The organism is Glycocaulis abyssi (genome assembly GCF_041429775.1).
Classification (GTDB): domain Bacteria; phylum Pseudomonadota; class Alphaproteobacteria; order Caulobacterales; family Maricaulaceae; genus Glycocaulis; species Glycocaulis abyssi.
Map to the genome: position 1 here is coordinate 834,168 of NZ_CP163421.1, position 19,210 is coordinate 853,377.

The window sequence follows — 19,210 nt, forward strand, 5'->3', positions numbered from 1 at the left end:
CTAGCCCCTCCATCCGACGATCCGCACAAGCTGGCCGTCGGTAAGCTCGGACGGGTTGGTCGCCAGCACCACCTCGCCTTCTTCCAGCCCGGAGACAATCTCGACCCAGTCACCGCGTGTCACGCCGCGCTCCACCACGCGGTATTCGAGCCGGTCACCTGTAATCACGAACAGATAGTCTTGGTCATTCTCCCGCTCGAGCGCGGTCACCGGCGCAGCGATCACATCGGGCCGCGGGTCAATCGCCATACGGACCCGGCCGAGAAAGCCGGGGCGGACGCCGCGCGTCTCCGATCCTTCCGGCAGGGCGATCTCCACGGTGACAAGGCGTGTATCGGCCTCAGCCGTCGGGAAGATGCGCCGTATCGTGCCCTCGACGCTATTGCCCGGCATGGCATCAAGCAGGATTGGCGCGGACTGTCCGGGGCGAAGATGGACCACATCCAGCTCGGAGACGCCGATGCGCATGACGAGAAGGTCCATCGCGGTCAGTTCGAACAGAGTGTCCTGTGCCTGCACGCCCTCGCCGGGTTCGACATGGCGCGCCGTCACAACCGCATTCATTGGGGCGCGCACCTCTCCAAACCCGATGCGGGTAGACCAGACAGCGGCATCGCGCTCGGCCACCTGAAGCTCAAGGCGCGCCGCTTCGTAGTCCGCCGTGGCCATCGTCCCGCGCTCGCGCAGCTGCGAGGCGCGCTCATAGGCGCGGCGGGCCTGTTCCCGCTGGGCTTCGATACGGGCGAGTTCAGCGCGCTGTTCGCTCATATCGATGCGCGCCAGAAGCGCTCCGGCCTCGACACGGTCTCCCGCTTCGACGAGCACGTCATCGACGATCCCGGCCGTGCGGCTCGCCAGGCGCGAACGCGAATAGGGTTCAACGACCGCCGATGTAGCGAGCTGGCGTGACAGATCGCGCCGGATGATCTCCGACGCCGCGACGGGCTGGCGGTATTCGCCCTGTCCTCCGCCGGAGCTGTTTTCAGCCGCGCTGTCGGAGCCGCACGCGCCAAGCAGCAGCATGGCAGCAGCAAGCAGACTTATCGGGGCGGTCCTGATCATCGGCGCTCCGTCAGCGGGGTAGCCTTGTCATGGGGTAGCGCGCGGGTCAGCAAGCTACGCGAGCAGCGCCCTGCAAGCGGGCGTCAGCCCTATACTGTCGTCCTTCAGCCCTGAGTTTCAAGGTTTTGCCGGTGCTCATAACGCAAGCGTTATGTCGCCACGGGCTTTCAGGCGGAGCGAGACGGGCACCTTTCACCCCCCGGCAAGTACCGCTAAAGCTGACATCTGGAACTTACACGCAGGCGGTCCGTACATGTGGATTTTTATCCGTGCCAATGCACGCTGGCTCGGCGCGGGGGTGATCCTCACCTTCCTCTCCTCTTTCGGCCAGACCTTCTTCATCGGATTGTCGGGCAATGCGCTGCGCGAGCAGTTCGCCCTGTCAGAGGGCGGGTTCGGCCTGCTCTATATGGCCGCCACTCTGGCCAGCGCGGTCAGCCTGCCCTTCGTAGGGCGTTTGCTGGATTACATGCCTGCCTGGAAAGTGGCCGCCTTCTCCATGCCGGGGCTGGCGGCGGCGTGTCTGCTGGTCGTCATTGCGCCCCATGTGGCCGTCCTCGCCATCGCCATCTGGCTATTGCGCCTGTTCGGGCAGGGCATGATGACCCATATCGCGCTCACACAGACAGGCCGCTGGTTCGCGGCCAGCCGGGGACGGGCCGTGTCGCTGGTGGTGCCCGGTCACCAGCTGGGCGAGGCCGCCCTGCCGATCCTCTTTGTTTCGCTTGCAGCCCTGCTGGGCTGGCAGGGCGCATGGACCGCCTCGGCGCTTTTCATCCTGGTCATGCTGCCGGTGATGGTCTGGCTGCTGAGAGAGGACCGCATACCGGGAAACCCGCACGGTGAAGTCGGGCCCGGCTCGCAGCAGCGTCAATGGACACGCGCCGAGGTTTTGCGCGATCCGGTATTCTACCTGTTGCTGACCGGTGTGCTAGCCCCGCCCTTTATCGGCACCACGATCTTTTTCCATCAGGGCCATTTCATCGAATTGCGCGGCTACGATGCGCTGGTTTTTGCCAGCGCGTTTCCGCTGATGGCAGTGACGACGATTGTTTTCGGTCTGGTGTGCGGGGCGCTTATCGACCGGTTTGGCGCGGTAAGAATACTGCCCTTCTTCCTCGCACCCCTGACCATAGCCAGCCTCGCGGCAGGGCTCCTGACGCCTGTATGGGGCGTCTATCTCTTCATGTTTCTGGTCGGGGTCAGCTATGGCTTTACGGCAACCCTGCTCGGCGCGCTCTGGCCGGAAGTTTATGGCGTCACGCATCTGGGCGGGGTGCGTGCCATTATCGTTTCGGCAATGGTGCTCTCCACCGCTATCGGCCCCGGTCTGACCGGCGTGCTGATCGACCAGGGCATCAATCTGCCAACCCAGCTGATCTTCATGGCCGGGTGGTGTGTCGCCGCGAGCGTATGTCTGGCCTTCGGGTCGCGGGTGATCCGGCGGCGCCAGTCTCGCTTCCAACGCGGCGCATAGCCGCCATGCAGGCCCGTATTCCGCCTTGCAATGCGGCACTGCAGCATATAGAGCGGCGCTGAACAGCGCTCCCGCCCTCGCTGCGGCTTGGCGCGCAATCTGACAATCGGTGTCCGGCACCCATGGCTAACCTGAGCGCAGGTAGTCAGCGGCCCGGCGCGCGCCTTGCGGGACCGCCCATGACTCTTCCTTCCCTTGATTTCGAGATTCTGCGCCGTATTCGCGCTGAATGGTTTGGCAATGTGCGAGGCGACGTGCTCGCCGGGCTGGTCGTCGCGCTGGCGCTGATACCCGAAGCCATCGCGTTTTCCATTATTGCCGGTGTCGATCCGCAGGTTGGGCTCTATGCCAGCTTCTCCATTGCGGTGCTGATTGCCTTTACCGGTGGCCGTCCGGGCATGATCTCGGCGGCTTCGGCGGCCACGGCGGTGTTGATGGTGACGCTGGTGCGCGATCACGGCCTGCAATATCTGCTGGCCGCGACGGTGCTGGCAGGGCTTATCCAGATCGGTGCGGGGGTGCTGAAACTCGGCTTTGTCATGCGCTTTGTGTCGCGCTCGGTTCTGACCGGCTTCGTCAATGCGCTGGCGATCCTGATCTTCCTGGCCCAGATACCCGAACTGACCAATGTGACGTGGGTGACCTACGCCATGGTCGCAGGCGGATTGGCGATCATTTACGGCTTTCCGTATCTGACCAAAGCCATCCCCTCGCCGCTGGTCTGCATCGTGGTGCTGACAGGGCTCGCCATGTGGCTGGGTATGGATGTGCGTACCGTCTCGGACATGGGCGAGCTGCCCTCCACCCTGCCGGTCTTCTTGATCCCGGACATTCCGTTCAATCTGGAAACCCTGATGATCATCCTGCCCTATTCGGCAGCCGTCGCGATGGTGGGCCTGCTGGAATCGCTGCTGACCGCGCAGATCGTCGATGATCTGACCGACACGCCTTCGGACCGCAATCGGGAATGCATCGGGCAGGGCATTGCCAATACCGCGACCGGCTTCATTGGCGGCATGGCGGGCTGCGCCATGATCGGCCAGTCCATCATCAACATAAAATCGGGCGGGCGCGGACGGCTCTCCACGCTGATGGCGGGCCTGTTTCTGCTCTTCATGATCCTGGTGCTGGGAGAATGGGTGGGGCTGATCCCGATGCCCGCGCTGGTGGCCATCATGATCATGGTGTCTATCGGCACCTTCTCATGGCGCTCGGTGAAGAATCTGCGCGATCACCCCAAAAGCTCCAGCTTTGTGATGATCGCCACGGTGGTCACGGTCATCTTCAGCCATAACCTTGCCATTGGTGTGGGGGTGGGCGTGCTGCTCTCCGGGATTTTCTTTGCCTGGCGGGTCTCACGTAATTTCGCCGTCAGCACGCTTGCCAGCGAGGATGGCCGCGAGCGGACCTATACCGTCACCGGCCAGCTCTTTTTCGCCTCTTCGGAGGACTTCATGAAGGCGTTTGATTTCAAGGAAGTGCTGGACAAGGTGACAATAGACCTGTCCGCTGCCCACATCTGGGATCTCTCCAGCGTCGCGGCGATTGACATGGCCGTGCTGAAGTTCCGCCGCGAAGGGGCGGAGGTAGAGCTCAAGGGCATGAACACGGCCAGCCGCACCCTCGTTGACCGTCTTGGCATTCACGACAAACCCGGCGCGCTTGAACGCCTGATGGGCCATTAGGAGGCCGGACATGACCCATATCCTGGCTCTGATTGACGGCTCGATGTACGCCAGCAGCGTCTGCGATCACGCAGCGTGGGCCGCCTCGAAAACCGGCGCGAGCGTGGAGCTTCTCCATGTGCTTGGCCGCCGGGATACTGCCAGTCGGCCGGTCAATCTTTCCGGCAATCTCACCCTTGGCGCGCGCTCAGAGCTTCTGGAAAAGCTCGCGCAACATGATGCCGAACGCGCAAAGCTCGCCAAGGAGCGCGGACGGATCATTCTGGGTGCGGCAAAAGCCGAGATGGAGGCGGCAGGCGTCAACCCTGTCACCACGCGCCTGCGCCACGGCGATATCGTGGAAGCAATCCACGATGTCGAGGCGGAGGCCGACCTGATCATACTGGGCAAGCGCGGCGAGGCGGCAGACTTCGCCAAGGGCCATCTGGGTTCCAATCTGGAGCGCATCGTGCGCGCAGCGACGAAGCCCGTGCTGGCGGCGTCGCGGGCGTTCCAGCCCATGGAACGCGCCCTCATCGCCTATGATGGCGGGGCAAGCGGGGACAGGGCGGTTGCCCATCTGGCCAAAGGCCGGCTGCTGGCCGGAACGCCCATTGATATCGTGTCAGTGGGTGAGGAGACCCCTGAGCGCCGGGCAAAGCTGGACAATGCCGCCACCCTGTTGAGCGCAGGCGGGCATGACGTGACCGCCGGGATCGTCCCCGGCAAACCCGAGGAGGCGATCTCGCAGCGCATAGCGGCACGCGGCATCGGCCTGCTGGTTATGGGCGCGTATGGTCATTCGCGCATCCGCAATCTCGTCATCGGCAGCACGACGACCGAAATGCTGCGCTCCTGCCCTGTGCCGGTGATGCTGTTCCGCTAGTATCGGGATTGATGACGGAAGAGAGCCTCTCCCCCGAAGCGCTTGGCGCCCATTTCCGCCCGCTGATAGAAGCGGAGCTGGAACAGTTGCGGGCACTTACCGATGCGGGCAGCGCCGACCGCTCGCCGGTAGAGCTGGACCAGCAGAGTATCGGCCGGGTTTCGCGTATCGACTCGCTTCAGGTCCAGGCCATGGCGCAGGCCGCTGAGCGCCGCCGCACCGCCCGCCGCCGTCATCTTCAGGACGCACTGACCCGCCTGGAGGCGGGCGAGTTCGGCTGGTGCGATGAATGCGGTGAGGCCATCGCGTTGAAGCGTCTGGAAGCCGACCCGGTCGTGACGCGGTGCGTGAAGTGTGTTCCATCTGCTTCTCAATAGCGGACGATGGCACGCCCCGCAGTTTGGTCGGGAAACCCGTTCTGGTCATATAAGCGATCCTTAGCGGCAAAGTAGGCGCGGGGGAATGCCAGCAGGGGATGGTCGGCGGGAATGCCCGCGAGGCGCGCGATACCCAGCAAGCTGGATGTCCGGCCGCTGGTCGCCAGATGCCCTTCGGGCCACTCCACGATCTGGATCCAAACCGACCGCGCTGCCCCGTCGGCACTGTCGACGCCCTTCGCCTTGAGCACAGCTGCCGTGATCGCCCTATGACAGTCGGATTTGCGTGGCTGGTCCATGGAGCCTTCCGGCACATTCAGTTCGATCAGAAACTTGCCCGATGCAGATTCGTGCGTGCCGTCATTGAGGCCCCCAATGAACCAGTCAGCGCCGTCGAGCTCCTTGAAGCGAACCCAGGCAATTGAGCGGGACGCCGAATTGTCCACGCCGCCTTCAATCTGAAGAATGACGTGAGTCAGGTCTTCTGCGAGGCTGGCTTTCTGTTCGGCAGTGAGTGAGCCGGACGGGTGCTCAACAGTGATAAGAGGCATGGCATATCTCCTTCAGGAAGCCGGTCAGGCAGAAGCGCGGGGTCCCCGGACAGCCGCAATAATGTCGGCATGACGGAAAATCTTCCCGGCTACGCCCCAGTGCCCTTCGGCGATCTCGCCGAACAGAACCCAGTGGTTGAACCCGGATCCGGCTTCGCCGATCACATCGTGAACAATCGCGTTGATGGCTTCTGACAGGCCTGCACGCGAACTGTCATTCAATGCCCCTTGAGGGGTCGTGACCTCGATTTTGAAGCGCGGCGAGCTTGTCGCTTCGCCCCCGACATAGAACGTGCCGGAGGGAGCTTCCTGAAAGTAAGTCCAGGCGATTGCCTGTGCTGCGGGGTTCCCGGTCGACGCACCTTCGAACTTTAGCAGGGTGTCGCTAAGCTGCTTCATCAGGGCGTCCCGCTGACCTTGGTCTATCGCCCCCTGGGGCGCCGTCACGGTAATGGTGGGCATCGCCTGCTCTCCGTTTGGTTTCTTTACGCAACCAAATGCATAATCGAAAAGGTTGTATTACGCAACCAAAATGTCTAGGCAACAGCATGGCCAGAAAACGATTCAAGGAGATGAACTGCGCGGCTGCTCAGGCTCTGGAGCAGATAGGAGACTGGTGGACGCTGCTTCTGGTGCGCGAGGCGTTCTACGGAACCACCACTTTTTCGCAGTTCGAAGAACAGCTCGGGATCGCAAAGAATGTCCTGACGGAGCGCCTCTCGGTACTGGTGGCGCACGGCATCATGGCCCGTGAGCGCCCGAAGCCGGGCGTAGACCGCTACGCCTATCGGCTGACAAAAAAGGGTGAGGCGCTGATGCCCGTGCTCGTAGCGCTCATGCAATGGGGGGATCGGTGGGTCTTGGGAGAAGACAAGGCTCCGCTCAGAATTGTTGATAGACGCGACAAAGCTCCAATCGCGCATCTGTCAGTGACATCTGCCAGCGGCCATGTTCTGACGATTGAGGACCTGCGGTTCAGACCGGGACCCGGCGCGAACGAGGCCACGCTCGAGAGGTTCCAGAAGGCGGCCTATACGCGGCTTCCTCCAGACGACTGACCAGCTGGCTTTCCTGGCAGGCAAAGTGGCGGTCTTGTAAGGGCCGGGCTACGCCCCCACGCGCTGACCAAGGCCGCTAGTGCCGACCGCTCGCCGGTCGAGCTGGACCAGCAGAGTATTGGCCGGGTTTCGCGTATCGACTCGCTTCAGGTCCAGGCCATGGCGCAGGCCGCCGAGCGCCGCCGCACCGCCCGCCGCCGTCATCTTCAGGACGCACTGACCCGCTTGGAGGCGGGCGAGTTCGGCTGGTGCGATGAATGCGGTGAGGCCACCGCCTTGAAGCGGCTGGAAGCCGACCCTGCGGTCATACGATGCGTTGCATGCGCCTTGGGGGATTGATCCAGACCTGGGCCGTTAGTTTTCTGGCCCGTGTTATTCGCCCGTCAGCTCTCGCACTCTGGAGTAGACGAAGGAGCGCCCGTCGTCTTCCAGGACGCTGTAGGCAAAGCGGCGTTTCCAGGGGAGGGCGTGGCTCTTGTTGTAAATCTCCACGCGGCCATCGGGAAACTCGCGGATCGGCACTTTCGCCCCGATCAGCTGCTCGGGATGCGGCCATGACAACCGGTAGCGCTGGCCACGATGGTTCACCGTCATGGCGCGCGATACCTTGCGTACAGCCTCACTGGCGCGGGCGAACTCATCGGGGCCGGGCAGGGGGGTGCCCTGACCGGGATGGTGTTGCTCCCATCCCGTGTCTATCTCCGGTATGTGCGGCACGCAGGGGGGTCTGGTTGACCCCGCCGACCGAGGTTTGGTGGGTGGGCCGGAATATGCCGTGCTTGTCCGAGTAGAAGGCGCAAGGCTTGCCGTAGCGTTCCATGTAGCGTTTGGCGGCGAGGAAATGGTCGAAGGTGGTCTCACTCTGGCAAAAGCGCAGCTCCACCAGCCGGCCCGTAGCATCGTCGATAAACACGATCAGCGTGCAGGGCGGGCCGCGATCTTCCAGCCAGCGATGATGCGACCCATCAATCTGGACCAGCTCGCCGAAGCGTTCGCGCCGCGGGCGGTCCTGATGGATAAGCCGCCGCGACCCGCGCGTGCGCCACAGCCCGTCCTCGATCATCCACTTTCGTGTGGTTTCGCGCGACAGGACCAGACCGTGCCGCTCCGCCAGCATTTCAGCGGCGAGGGTGGGTCCGAAATCGGCATAATGGTCTCTGATCAGCATCAGCGTGTAGTCACGCACCCGGGCTGGCAAAGCGCGGTTTGAGGGCCGTCCGCGCTTTTTTGATCGCAGGGCCTCTATGCCGTCCTGGCGGTAGGCTCTGAACAGAATGCCCGCATGTTGGCGGGTTAATCCCATCCGCTCGGCAGCCTCGTTGGGGCTCAGGCGCCCGGCTTTCACATCGTCAAGGATTTCGGCGCGCTGCAGTTCTTTCCGCCTCACGTCAAACACATCCAGCATCGTTGGGGCCTCCTCCAAATGACCGCGCGGGAGGAGGCTAGCGTGCAAGATTTCTCTGCGGCACAGATGCAAGATTACTACTTTGCGCTTACATCGGCCCGTCGCATAATAAATATTATGAGAAATATGCGATGACGATATCCGGCCTTATGGGCGTTTCTAGACCGGATCTGCGGTGAGAATTTCGCCTGTGGCCTCAGCGATAACAAGCGTCAGCCCGTCATAGCCCGGCCGTACGCCGTCCGGACAGCGCGCCAGCAGCGCCCGGTAATCGAGATCGATATGCATGTTGGTGAGCACGGTGTGCGCCACGCCGGCGCGCCTGGCCCAGCCGAGCGTCTGATCCAGATGCGAATGGGATGGATGCGGCTTGTCACGCAAAGCATCAGCAATCCATAGGCTTATGCCGGAAATTGCATAAAAGGCGCTATCCGGCATCTCCTTGACGTCCGGCGTGTATGCCACCGGACCGATGCGCACACCGCTGCACGGCGCAGATCCGTGATCGACGGTAAAAAAGCGCCCCTCGATACGCCCGCCTGCCCCTTCAACCGAAAAGCTTGCGTCCTGCGCCAGAACCACGGGGTCCAGTATGGGCGGATAGCCGGAACCGGCTGGCGTCTCGAAGATATAGCCGAAACGCGCAAACAGCGCTTCATACGTAAAATCAGCCATATAGGCCAAAATCCTCGCGCGGCGGCGATAGACGATGGCGCGCAGATCATCAATGCCGTGGGACTGGTCGGCATGATCGTGGGTGAAGGCCACGCCATCAAGATCATGTACGCGCTCACGCAGCATCTGAAACCGGAAATCGGGTGATGTATCAATGACAAGCCGTGTTATCTGCGTGCCGTCTGCCAAGTCTGAGAGGCTTGTTGCACGCTCCACCAGCAGCGAGCAGCGGGTACGGTAATTCTTCGGCTCTTCAGGGTCGCAATCGCCCCAGTCACCGTCAATGCGTGGCACGCCGCCCGACGAACCGCACCCCAGCAGGGTAAGGCGCAAAAGCCCGCTCATGGCGTGACCGTGATACGGTCAAACAGGGCCAGGCAGTTCGCACTCGTGCGCTGCGCGGTTTCCGCCGCGCTCCAGCCGCGCAATTGCCCCAGTTTTTCAGCGACATGTGGTAGAAAGCCCGGCTCGTTTCTCTGCCCGCGATGCGGCGCAGGTGCCAGATACGGGCAGTCGGTTTCGATGATAACGCGGTTGGCCGGGATGATATCGCGGAAGATCGCGCGCACATCGTCGGCCTTCTTGAAGGTGATGATGCCGGATGCGGAGAACCACAGCCCCAGCGCGCTCGCCCGCCGGGCCAGCTCTTCGCCGCCCGTGTAGCAGTGCAGAAGCGCCTTGAAGGCCCCCTTCCCCATTTCCTCTTCCAGCAGATCAGCCATCTGCTGATCGGCTTCCCGGCAATGCAGGATGAGGGGGAGCCCGGTGCGCCGCGCGGCTTCGATATGGGCGCGCAGGCTCGCCATCTGCTGGCCGAGCGGGCTGTAATTATAGTGCAGGTCGAGCCCCGTCTCGCCAATCGCCACAAGTTTGGGATGGCCGCCAGCCATGGAGATCAGCTCTTCAGCGGTGATGTCCGGCCGGTCCTTGGCGTGATGCGGGTGCGCACCAAGCGTACACCACACATCGGGCTGCGCTTCGGCAATCGCCTTTACCTGATCGAATTCGCCCAAGCGGCAGCAGATCGCGATGATGGGCGATACGCCAACCGCGCGGGCGCGCTCCAGCACCGCATCCAGCTCGCCGTCATAGGTTTCGCCATGCAGATTGGCGTGTGAATCGATGAGCATGAGCGAAAGTCCTGTTCAGCGTCAGGCGGCAGATTGCCTTGCGGCGTCATCCAGCAGGGAAAACGCGGCCAGAAGGCTTTGCCTGGGGTCGAGATAGAGCGTTTCGGCTTCACGCGCGAGACTGGTAATGCGTCGCGACGCCTCCGCCCAGCGTCCAGCCTGCGCGGCGTCGCCCGCGCTTGCGGCTGCCCTGGCGCGCCGTGCAGACTCACCCGCCATCATGTCGAACAGGACGGCGCGGGCCTGATGGCTGTCGGTGCCGGTCGCCTTGCCGATCAGCTTCTCGATACCGCTCTGGTCCAGCCTGCCCGATGCGCTGAAAGCGCTAGCCAGATCGCGCTGCATATCGGCCAGCCCGCTTGTGTGGAAAGCGAGCGCTCTGCCCGGCGCGCCCTTGGCCAGTTTTGCCAGCAGCGCGGCCTCATCGCGCGCTATCTTGTGGGTCTCCGCCAGCCATTCCGCGCAAGGGCTTTCATCGGGCGCGCGCAGGTGCAGGCGGCGGCAGCGCGAGCGCACGGTCGTGGGCAGACGGCCCGGTGATGTGACCACCAGGATCAGGATTCCGCGTTCAGGTGGCTCCTCAAGACTCTTCAGCAAGCCATTGGCAGCGTTGCGGTTCATCTCATCCGCGCTGTCGATGATGGCCACCCGCCAGCCGCCCTCTGCCGCCCGGCGCGAGAAGAAGGACGGGATGCGCCGCGCCTCCTCAATGGTGATCTCGCCTTTCAGGCGTTTGCGCTGCTCGTCATAGGGGCGGCGCACCAGCAGCAGGTCGGGATGGGACAGCGCCTCCATGCGCTGGTTTACCGGGTCTGCGCCGGCATGCGCCAGCGGGCCGGATGGATCGGTTTTCACGCCCAGAAGCCGCCTTGCCATGCGCCAGGCCAGCGTCGCCTTGCCGACGCCCTTGGGACCGGTAATCATCCAGGCGTGGTGCATGCGGCCAGACTGTATGGCAGAGGCCGCTGCCGCCTCCGCATCGGCATGACCGAACAGTGTGTGGACATGGCGCGGATGCGGCAGGCCGGGTTCTGCATCGGCTTCTGGCAGGGCGTCATCGCTCATCGCGGCCACCCCAGGCGTTGTTCGATGCCTGCCAGCGCAGAAGCCAGCACGCCATCAGGCGGCTGCGCGGCGTCCAGCACCACACAGCGTTCCGGCTCTGCGCGCGCAATATCGAGAAAGCCCTGCCGCAGGCGTTGATGGAAGGTCAGCCCCTTGCCTTCAAAGCGCTGTTCGCCGCCCCCTCTGGAGCCGGCACGGACGAGACCGGCTTCGGGGTCAAGATCGAGTATCAGCGTGAGATCGGGCGTAAAATCACCCAGCGTCAGGCGGCGCAGCTGGGTGAGCGTTTCGCGGTCCAGACCGCCAGCGGCACCCTGATAGGCGGTGGTGGAGTCAAAAAACCGGTCGCAGATCACCCAACGCCCGGCATCGAGCGCGGGCTTGATGCGGCGTTCCACATGGTCGTGGCGGGCGGCGAAGAACAGGAGGGCCTCACTGGTGGCTGTCCAGCGGTCTCCGGCGCCTTCGACCAGCAGCTTGCGGATTTCCTCTGCGCCCGGCGTACCGCCTGGTTCGCGCGTGCGCTCCACGCTGATACTGCGCTGGCCCAGCGTTTCTTCCAGCCCGGCGGCGAGTGTTGACTTGCCCGCCCCCTCTCCTCCTTCCAGCGTGATGAAGCGTCCGCGAGCCATGGACGGCGTCAGCCAGCGACCAGATTGACCAGCGCGCTCATCGCACGCGACACCATGCCCTGGCGCGCCACATCTTCGGCCGCCTCAAGCGGGTATTCGCGCGTCCGGCCATCGGGCATGGTGATGACGAGGCGGGCCACTTCATCCCCTGCGGCAACCGGCGCAACCAGCGGGCCTTCATAGACGATCTCGGCGCGCATACGGTCACGCTCACGCCGGTGCATGGCAGCGCGGACAGGGTCTGTCGTGCGCAGGGCGACGCTGCGGCTGGTGCCCATATAGATGTCGGCGCTGCCAATCTCCGCCCCCGCCGCCGCCAGATCCACCATCACGAAATCGGAGAAGGCGGCGCGCATCAGGCGCTCGGCCTCGTTGGCGCGCTCGCGCATGGACTGGGTACCGTTGAACACGACGATGCGCCGCTCCCCGCCGCGCACGGCTGAGGAAGTCAGGCCATAGCCCGCCTCGCTGGTATAGCCGGTCTTCAGACCGTCCGCGCCATCAAAGGCACCCAGAAGCGGATTGCGGTTGGCCTGGCGGATACCGTTATAGGTGAAAGTGGTCTCGCTATAGAGGCGGTAGAAGTCCGGGTGATTGCGGATGATGTGGGCGGCCAGACGTGCCAGGTCTTCGGCGGAAATCTCATGGCCTTCGGCCGTCAGGCCGGTCGAGTTACGGAAATTCGCCGTTTCAAGACCCAGCTCGCGCGCGCGGCGCGTCATCATGTCGGCAAAGGCTTCCTCGCTGCCGCCAATCGCCTCGGCAACCACGATGCAGGCATCATTGCCGGACTGGACGATGATGCCGCGCAGCAGATCGTCCACCCGCGCGCGGCTATTCACCTCAAGGAACATGGTGGAGCCGCCGGACGCCGCCCCGCCCTCGCGCCAGGCACGCACGCTGACAGGCAGCTCATCGTCCAGCGACAGAGTGCCAGCTTCCAGCGCCTCGAACACCATCAGGGCCGTCATCAGCTTGCTCATGGAGGATGGCGGCATGGGCACATCGCCATTCTTGGAGAACAGGATTTCGCCGGTCTCATAGTCCATGATGACGGCGTGGCTGGCCGATGTCTGGAAGACAGGCTCCTGCGCGGCGGCAAGCCCGCCAAAAACAAGGAACAGACCGGCAAGTGCGGCAACAAGACGGGCCATATTGGCTCTCCAGCATCAGCGGCAAAAAGGGGCAATCCATAAAACCGTGCGCCGCGCCTCCCGTCCAGACGGGCGCACAGGTTGCAGGCAGGCTAGTTCGCTGCGCCGCGCGCGCTGGCGGCGTTCCGCCGGGGCAGGAAGCCGGATACAGCGGCGCGGTCATGCGGATCGGCGGGGCCGAACGCCTCCACCCTCACCTCGGCCAGACCATCCTCGATAAGGTTCAGAACCTGGGCTGCAGCGCGGCTGAGATCCACGATCCGCCCCTCCACAAACGGCCCCCGGTCATTGATGCGCACCACCACGCTCGCGCCGGTATCCAGCCGGGTGACGCGCGCCAGGCTGCGCAGGGGCAGGTCTGGATGCGCGGCCGTCAGCGCGTGCATGTCATACACCTCGCCGCTGGCGGTCAGGCGGCCGTGGAAGCGCTCGCCATACCAGGAGGCAAGACCCGTCTGGCTGCGGCGCGGGGCTTGCGTCAGCGGATCGGGCGCGGTGCTGCCGGCAATCGCCACCAGATGCGCAGGACTGGCGGCGGCGGGCGTTGCGGCGATGGCGGGGCGGGCTGGTTCACCGGTCTGCGAACAGGCTGCGACCATAAGGCCAGCCATTGCGGCACATACGCCTAGCCATGAAATGCGGCTTGAACTCATCGGCCATCCTTGCGCCCTGCCCGCCCGGAGATAACGTCACTAGCAGGCGCCACCAGGGCGGGCAATCGGGGATGCGCAATGTAGCCGGTGGCGGTCAGGCCGCCTGCTCTTTCGCGTGACGGCGCTCGTCGCCGGTGAACTCGACATCCTTGTGGCGGCGGCGGTCTGGTCCGGTAAAGCCTTTGGAGCGCACAAAGGGGCGCGGCGCGTTGATGACTTCGGCAATCCGGTTCCACAGATCGCGCGCGGTCACCGGCTTCACGCACACTTCGGTGACGCCCGCATCGCGCGCGGCCAACACGCGTGACCGCTCTGTAAATCCGGTAATCATGATGATCGGGACCATTTGCTGGTTATGGTCGCGCCCGGTCCTGACCAGACGGGTGAGCTCGATCCCGTCAAGGATCGGCATATTGTAGTCCAGCAGCACGAAATCGTAGGGGCGCGTACGGATCAGCTCCAGCGCCTCGACCGCGCCGCGCACCTCGTCCACATGGCGGATGCCAAAGCTGTTGAGCACCGTACGCAGAATGGACGCCATATGGGTGTTGTCGTCCACAACGAGGACGCGCAGCACCTCCAGCCGTCTTCTCTCTCCGGCAATATTGTCCGGCAAAGCCCCACACTCCACGACACTTAAGCGTCAGCTTAGTCATTGATCGCTAAACAAAGGGTTGCAGACCTTGACGCCTCCGGTTTGCGTTAGCGCGCTGAATGCGCCCATGATGGCATCTCGACATGGAAAGGACGCAATATGAGACGATTTGCCTTGCTTGCTGGCGCTGGAATGACGCTGGGGCTGGCCGCTCCGGCTGCGGCTGAGGACGGGTTCTGGGACCGGCTGAACGCGCTGTGCGGACAGGCGTTCGAGGGCGAGCTGCTGCGCGCGCCGGAGGGCGATACCAGCTTTGAGGGGCAAGCCCTGTTCATGCATGTGCGCGCCTGCGAGGAAAACCGTATCCGCATCCCGTTCGTGGTGGGTGATGATCTGTCGCGCACCTGGGTGCTGACGCGCCACGATGATGGCCGTATCGAGCTGCGCCACGATCACCGCCATGATGATGGCAGCGATGATGATGTGACCATGTATGGCGGGTTCTCGCCGAGCGAAGGCGGTCCGCACGGGCGCATCTTCCCGTCCGATGACCAGAGCAACACCGTCATCCCCGGCTCCTGGCCGAATGTGTGGATGATGGAGGTCCATCCCGGCGAGCGCTTTGTCTATTTCGTCCAGCGCCTCGGCACCGAGCGCGCCTTCCGGGTGGAGTTCGACCTGTCAGAAACGGTGGATGCGCCCCCTGCGCCGTGGGGCTGGGAGGACTAGGCATCCGCCCCTGCCCAGCCGCCCGCCGGCGGGGCAGATGCGGCGGCAGGAGCACAGCGGGCAATTGCGCTTGCGGGACGGCGCGTTAAGCGGCTAAACGATGCGCGCCGCCGGAGGGGTGGCCGAGTGGTTTAAGGCACCGGTCTTGAAAACCGGCGTGCGGGAAACCGTACCGTGGGTTCGAATCCCACCCCCTCCGCCATTTTCCGCTTTCATCGACACCAGGCCGCTAACTTAGGCACTCGTGGCTGCTTGTTGTCTTAGGTTTGGCAATTGTGTCACTTAGCCTGCTGATGAATGCGAGGAACCGAGATGCCCAGCTACTTTGCAGAACAGCTTGCCCATACTCGAGCTAAGAGCGAGCGGGAACTCACAATCCGGTTCAATCAAATTTTTGCTGAGAACTCAGCTGCTGGAAATCTATTAAGTGGCTCTACGGTGATCAGACATCGTGAGGCGGTCGCCGCAGAAATGGACGCGTTTGGCAACAATCTGATTCAAGCGCTTACAACCTTCCCACCAGACCATAGCCCAATCAAAAGGTCAGATTTCACCTTGGCCAAGGAAGCAGTCGTTGACTTTCAATGTTTTGCGGAGGATCGTTGCGCAGAATCGCTAGCAAAAATTGGGCGACTCCTCCCGACAGGGCTGATTGACGAAATGTATTTAGATGGCGCAGACGCCAGAGTTGCGGTGAGTTTGAAAATTGAAGGCTATGAGCACGAGTATAAGTCTCGTCTTTCTTTTTGGAAATGGGCTGCTGGTGATGTAAAGAAGCGGTTGTGGTCTCTCGGCTTGGTTGCTGTCGGTTGGTTCATCGGGCATGTTTTCCAGACGATATGGAATCATACGGCCAGCTTCTTTCCTGTCGCTGTTTGGTGGTCGAGCTGATCTCGCCCCAACCACGAAAAGGCCTGCGCGTCGCTGTGTAGGCCTTTTCCCGTCCAGCACCTCGCCCCGCGGCGTTTTGTCAGCGCGTAAGTCTCTTTACCCCGCCTTGCGGCGCGGTGACGCGCTATACACATGGGTGAAGACCATTCCCCCGCGAACCAGTTCAAGGAAAATGCTGAATGTTCCACGTCGATATCCCCACCCGCGCCGACATCGCCAGGCTCAACGCCGTTCGCAGTGATGCCTGCGTGTCGATCTATCTTGAGACCACACCGCTGACGCAGGATAGCGGCGCGTCGCTCATCACGCTGGGCAATCTGGCGAAGAAGGCGCGCGAGCAGCTGGAGGCAGCCGGGTTCGACAAGCGGCGTCTGGCGGCTTTGATGGAGCAGCTCGAGGCGGTGGCGGCCGATGAGGAGTTCTGGCGCCTGCAGGCCAACAGCCTTGCCATTCTGGCCACGCCCGACCAGGTGCAGACCTTCCGCCTGGCCAACCAGCTGACCTCCATGGTCGAGGTGTCTGACCGGTTTCATCTCAAACCGCTGCTGCGCGCGGTCTCCTTCCCGCACTCGGCTTATATTCTCGCCCTGTCGGAGAATGCCGTGCGGCTGGTGGAGGTGCATGCCGATTTGCCGCCCGCAACGATCAAAATCGACAATCTGCCCAAGGACGCGGCGAGCTCTGCTGGCAAGTCCACGCTCAATGACCGCTCGGCCAGCGGACGCATTCATGGCTCTGAAGGCCAGAATGTCCGCTTCCAGCAATATGCCCGCAAGGTGGACGCCGCGCTGCGGCCCTTCCTCTCGGGGCGTGAAACGCCGCTAATCCTGGCCGCGACCGGGCGGCTGGCGTCGGTATTCCGGTCTGTCTGCAGCTATCCCCACCTGCTGCCCGACGGCATCGAGGACAGCCCTGACCGCATCAGTGATGGCGAGCTTTCCCAGTCGGCGCGCAGCGTTCTCGACGCCGAGTACGCGCGCAATATCAAGGATATCAAGGCGCTTTATGACAAGCGCGCCGGGGAAGGCCGGGCGACGGCAGATGTGTCGGACGCGGCCCGCGCGGCGACGTTCGGCGCTGTCGATACGCTGCTGGTCGATATCGATTCCGTCATTGCCGGCACCGTTGATGACGAGACCGGCGCGGTGAGCTTTGCCAGGGAGGCAAGCACGCAGACCTACGGCGTTGTTGACGAGATTGCCGGCCGGGCACTGGCCAGCGGTGCACGGGTTCTGGGGGTGCGCAGGAGCGATCTGCCGGGCGGCGGCGACATGGCCGCGATCTTACGCTTCGCCGTCTAGCGCCGGATTGGCGGCAGCAGCGCTGGCTGACGCCGCCCGTCGTTCGCCCCTATAGCGGATCGGACTGGTCGGCGAGCGTCCATATGGGGCGGCGGCTGTCCCGTTGCTGACGAAGTTGCCAGCGTGCCGGGCCGCCACGGTGCCGGATACCCGCGCGCACCGTGTTGTTCATGTCCCGAACCTCGTAATAGCCCGCTTCGAGATCGCGTATGGCAATCTCTCCGCGTGGGCCTGTAGTGCCCCGGAAAGTCTCGCTGCCCGGCGGAATTTTTTCTACAACCACATCAATATGCGGGATCGGGTCGGTGGCCTGTGCCTGACGCGCGTACGCCTGGCTGGATAAGGTCAAGCCTGCAATGGCCGCACCTAGCGCCGAGCAGATAAATATTCGTCTGGACTGTTCCAAGATGTCCTCCCTGTCCATGAATGTAGCAGGTTGCGCCGTGCAACATGACGGGAAGATGAACGGGCGGTGGATTGCTCTACTCCCTGACCGCCAGTATCCGCCCCTCGCCAAGGCGGAGCGTGCCGTCAGCGTCGATGCTGGCCGGCAGCGAGCCCTGGATGATGCCGAGGAATGTGGCTTCCAGCTGCATCAGATCGCCTGCGCAGGCCATGCGTGTGGAAACGCCCTGCCCCAGCACAACGCCTTCGCCGGTCATCTGGTAGCTGGCCGAATAGCGGTTGCATGGCGCCTGGCCTGACAGGCGGCCCTCGCCATCAAACTCCAGCGTGACCGCGCGCGGCCCGGGCACTTCCTCGCCCGCGATATGTGTGACCCGCCATACCTCTCCAACCAGCAGGCTTTCGGCATCGCCGCCGCAGCCTGAATAGCTCTCCATATCGCCCAGCGTTATCGTCACCGTGTCGGGATAGGACAGGCCGGCCATGGTGTCCTGACAGATCGTATGGGTGATCTGGACGGTGAAGCTTTCCCCGTTATCACCTGAAATGGTGAGCACATTGGTCTCTTCGTTCAGCGCGCCGCGCTCGGTCACCCGTCCCGAAATGCGCGTTTCGCCGTACTGGCCCAGATATTCGGCGTCATTGCCCGACAGGCGCAATATCCAGCCGGGCTCGTTCCCGCGCGCGGTATATACCGCCGGGCCGGGTTCAGGCTCGGCCGTTTCAGCTTCCTCGGCGGCGGGCAGATAGGTGCTCGATTCGCATCCCACCCACTCGCCATCCTCTTCGAAGCGCACCAGCGCGCCTTCACCCCGGCTCCAGAAGGCACGCGGCCCCTCTTCGCTGCTGGCCTCGAACCGTGCGCCGGAGGCGGCTGGCGCAGGCGTCAGCGTATAGGTGCTGTCGCCCATGGTGAGGGTGATGTCTGGCGCGTCATAGTGCACGCTGAACGCCTGCCCGTCATCGCACAGATAGGCCGTGTCATTCGATGCAGCATGGTTGCTGCGCACCAGCATGATGACGCCAAGATCGGCGTCCGGGTTTCCGGCCGGAAACCGTGCGTCCTCAGGCGTGATCCACACCTGGGCGCTGTCCGGGTCAAGGATACGGCCGCTAACCGCCAGCTCGCGGTCGGTTGCCACCGCGTCCGGATCGTAGGTCAGCGTCAGATCAATCGGAACCTGACGCCCTTCAAATTGCTCGCGCGCCTCGGCGACCAGCTCAGGCCGGTCACTGCCCGGCTCGAAAGCGAGAAGCTGTGCCTCAACAATGGCGTTCTCGCCCAGCGCAATGCGTTCCCGGTAGGCGACGGCAAATGTCACGCTGGCGCCGCTGGCCGCATCGGCGGTCTGGTTGTCCTGCGCCGTCTGACCATCGGGGCTGCAACCCGCTGCCAGCAGAATGGCACCGGCGGCGGTCATCGGCAGAAATGCGGTTCTCGTTCTCACAAAGAGGCGCAAGGGGGTTACTCCCTGTTGTGTCAGCATGGATGATTACACT

General features: G+C 63.4%; 23 protein-coding genes and 1 tRNA gene. 10 read left to right on the forward strand and 14 right to left on the reverse strand.

The genetic code is table 11. The features are described from left to right. Entirely contained in the window at nucleotides 1-1,062 is a 1,062-nt protein-coding gene (locus AB6B38_RS04100; protein WP_371394504.1) for an efflux RND transporter periplasmic adaptor subunit, read from the reverse strand. A 253-nt stretch (nucleotides 1,063-1,315) separates the two neighbouring features. Between AB6B38_RS04100 and AB6B38_RS04105 the strand changes: the two genes are divergently transcribed. The 4 genes from AB6B38_RS04105 (at nucleotide 1,316) to AB6B38_RS04120 (ending at nucleotide 5,466) form a co-directional block, all read left to right on the forward strand. Beyond that, nucleotides 1,316-2,539 carry an MFS transporter gene (locus AB6B38_RS04105; protein ID WP_371394505.1) on the forward strand — a complete coding sequence of 408 codons (1,224 nt, stop codon included), beginning with the start codon at nucleotides 1,316-1,318 and terminating at the stop codon, nucleotides 2,537-2,539. Nucleotides 2,540-2,718: 179 nt separating this feature from the next. Continuing rightward, the gene (locus AB6B38_RS04110; protein ID WP_371394506.1) at nucleotides 2,719-4,224 is read left to right on the forward strand and encodes a SulP family inorganic anion transporter; all 1,506 of its coding nucleotides are present in this window, start codon (nucleotides 2,719-2,721) and stop codon (nucleotides 4,222-4,224) included. Between the two features lie 10 nt (nucleotides 4,225-4,234). Continuing rightward, entirely contained in the window at nucleotides 4,235-5,089 is an 855-nt protein-coding gene (locus AB6B38_RS04115; protein WP_371394507.1) for a universal stress protein, read from the forward strand. Nucleotides 5,090-5,100: 11 nt separating this feature from the next. Further along, entirely contained in the window at nucleotides 5,101-5,466 is a 366-nt protein-coding gene (locus AB6B38_RS04120) for a TraR/DksA family transcriptional regulator (protein ID WP_371394508.1), read from the forward strand. Here AB6B38_RS04120 and AB6B38_RS04125 read toward each other — a convergent pair. Continuing rightward, nucleotides 5,460-6,017 carry a 4-oxalocrotonate tautomerase family protein gene (locus tag AB6B38_RS04125; protein WP_371394509.1) on the reverse strand — a complete coding sequence of 186 codons (558 nt, stop codon included), beginning with the start codon at nucleotides 6,015-6,017 and terminating at the stop codon, nucleotides 5,460-5,462. The two genes, AB6B38_RS04120 and AB6B38_RS04125, sit on opposite strands and share 7 nt — an antisense overlap. Before the next feature lie 24 nt (nucleotides 6,018-6,041). Next, the gene (locus tag AB6B38_RS04130; protein ID WP_371394510.1) at nucleotides 6,042-6,479 is read right to left on the reverse strand and encodes a 4-oxalocrotonate tautomerase family protein; all 438 of its coding nucleotides are present in this window, start codon (nucleotides 6,477-6,479) and stop codon (nucleotides 6,042-6,044) included. A gap of 86 nt (nucleotides 6,480-6,565) precedes the next feature. Here AB6B38_RS04130 and AB6B38_RS04135 point away from each other — a divergent pair, with 86 nt between their 5' ends. Both AB6B38_RS04135 and AB6B38_RS04140 read left to right on the forward strand, forming a co-directional pair. Then, nucleotides 6,566-7,075, forward strand: coding sequence for a winged helix-turn-helix transcriptional regulator (locus AB6B38_RS04135; protein ID WP_371394511.1), 510 nt, complete (start codon nucleotides 6,566-6,568; stop codon nucleotides 7,073-7,075). Nucleotides 7,076-7,234: 159 nt separating this feature from the next. Next, nucleotides 7,235-7,414 (forward strand): TraR/DksA family transcriptional regulator, encoded by a 180-nt coding sequence (locus tag AB6B38_RS04140; protein ID WP_371394512.1) that lies wholly within the window; start codon nucleotides 7,235-7,237, stop codon nucleotides 7,412-7,414. A gap of 33 nt (nucleotides 7,415-7,447) precedes the next feature. On the opposite strand, the gene AB6B38_RS04145 is transcribed toward AB6B38_RS04140, so the two are convergent. From AB6B38_RS04145 to AB6B38_RS04185, 9 genes are all read right to left on the reverse strand, one after another. After that, the gene (locus AB6B38_RS04145; protein ID WP_371394513.1) at nucleotides 7,448-7,669 is read right to left on the reverse strand and encodes a hypothetical protein; all 222 of its coding nucleotides are present in this window, start codon (nucleotides 7,667-7,669) and stop codon (nucleotides 7,448-7,450) included. 43 nt (nucleotides 7,670-7,712) lie between these two features. Continuing rightward, entirely contained in the window at nucleotides 7,713-8,480 is a 768-nt protein-coding gene (locus tag AB6B38_RS04150; protein WP_371394514.1) for an ISNCY family transposase, read from the reverse strand. A 159-nt stretch (nucleotides 8,481-8,639) separates the two neighbouring features. After that, a complete protein-coding gene (locus AB6B38_RS04155; protein WP_371394515.1) occupies nucleotides 8,640-9,500 on the reverse strand; it encodes an MBL fold metallo-hydrolase in 861 nt (286 codons plus the stop codon). Continuing rightward, nucleotides 9,497-10,285 carry a TatD family hydrolase gene (locus AB6B38_RS04160; protein WP_371394516.1) on the reverse strand — a complete coding sequence of 263 codons (789 nt, stop codon included), beginning with the start codon at nucleotides 10,283-10,285 and terminating at the stop codon, nucleotides 9,497-9,499. Before AB6B38_RS04160 ends, AB6B38_RS04155 begins: the two co-directional genes overlap by 4 nt. A 21-nt stretch (nucleotides 10,286-10,306) precedes the next feature. After that, entirely contained in the window at nucleotides 10,307-11,350 is a 1,044-nt protein-coding gene (locus tag AB6B38_RS04165; RefSeq protein WP_371394517.1) for a DNA polymerase III subunit delta', read from the reverse strand. Further along, entirely contained in the window at nucleotides 11,347-11,982 is a 636-nt protein-coding gene (gene tmk, locus AB6B38_RS04170; RefSeq protein WP_371394518.1) for a dTMP kinase, read from the reverse strand. Before tmk ends, AB6B38_RS04165 begins: the two co-directional genes overlap by 4 nt. A gap of 8 nt (nucleotides 11,983-11,990) precedes the next feature. Beyond that, nucleotides 11,991-13,136 carry a D-alanyl-D-alanine carboxypeptidase family protein gene (locus AB6B38_RS04175; RefSeq protein ID WP_371394519.1) on the reverse strand — a complete coding sequence of 382 codons (1,146 nt, stop codon included), beginning with the start codon at nucleotides 13,134-13,136 and terminating at the stop codon, nucleotides 11,991-11,993. A gap of 92 nt (nucleotides 13,137-13,228) precedes the next feature. Then, nucleotides 13,229-13,789 (reverse strand): septal ring lytic transglycosylase RlpA family protein, encoded by a 561-nt coding sequence (locus tag AB6B38_RS04180; protein WP_371394520.1) that lies wholly within the window; start codon nucleotides 13,787-13,789, stop codon nucleotides 13,229-13,231. Between the two features lie 94 nt (nucleotides 13,790-13,883). Beyond that, nucleotides 13,884-14,405, reverse strand: coding sequence for a response regulator (locus tag AB6B38_RS04185; RefSeq protein WP_371394521.1), 522 nt, complete (start codon nucleotides 14,403-14,405; stop codon nucleotides 13,884-13,886). Nucleotides 14,406-14,543: 138 nt separating this feature from the next. On the opposite strand from AB6B38_RS04185, the gene AB6B38_RS04190 reads away from it, so the two are divergent. The 4 genes from AB6B38_RS04190 to AB6B38_RS04205 all read left to right on the forward strand — a co-directional run bounded on the left by AB6B38_RS04190 (nucleotide 14,544) and on the right by AB6B38_RS04205 (nucleotide 17,305). Continuing rightward, on the forward strand, nucleotides 14,544-15,113 hold the full coding sequence (locus AB6B38_RS04190) for a hypothetical protein (RefSeq protein WP_371394522.1): 570 nt from the start codon (nucleotides 14,544-14,546) through the stop codon (nucleotides 15,111-15,113). A 112-nt stretch (nucleotides 15,114-15,225) separates the two neighbouring features. Then, nucleotides 15,226-15,315: transfer RNA gene (locus AB6B38_RS04195), tRNA-Ser, on the forward strand. 110 nt (nucleotides 15,316-15,425) lie between these two features. Next, complete coding sequence (locus AB6B38_RS04200) at nucleotides 15,426-16,004, forward strand: hypothetical protein (protein ID WP_371394523.1); 579 nt, start codon at nucleotides 15,426-15,428, stop codon at nucleotides 16,002-16,004. 179 nt (nucleotides 16,005-16,183) lie between these two features. Further along, nucleotides 16,184-17,305, forward strand: coding sequence for a hypothetical protein (locus AB6B38_RS04205; protein WP_371394524.1), 1,122 nt, complete (start codon nucleotides 16,184-16,186; stop codon nucleotides 17,303-17,305). Nucleotides 17,306-17,354: 49 nt separating this feature from the next. On the opposite strand, the gene AB6B38_RS04210 is transcribed toward AB6B38_RS04205, so the two are convergent. Beyond that, on the reverse strand, nucleotides 17,355-17,654 hold the full coding sequence (locus tag AB6B38_RS04210; RefSeq protein WP_371394525.1) for a hypothetical protein: 300 nt from the start codon (nucleotides 17,652-17,654) through the stop codon (nucleotides 17,355-17,357). A 133-nt stretch (nucleotides 17,655-17,787) separates the two neighbouring features. After that, nucleotides 17,788-19,131, reverse strand: coding sequence for an META domain-containing protein (locus AB6B38_RS04215; protein WP_371394526.1), 1,344 nt, complete (start codon nucleotides 19,129-19,131; stop codon nucleotides 17,788-17,790). Nucleotides 19,132-19,210: the final 79 nt, after the last annotated feature.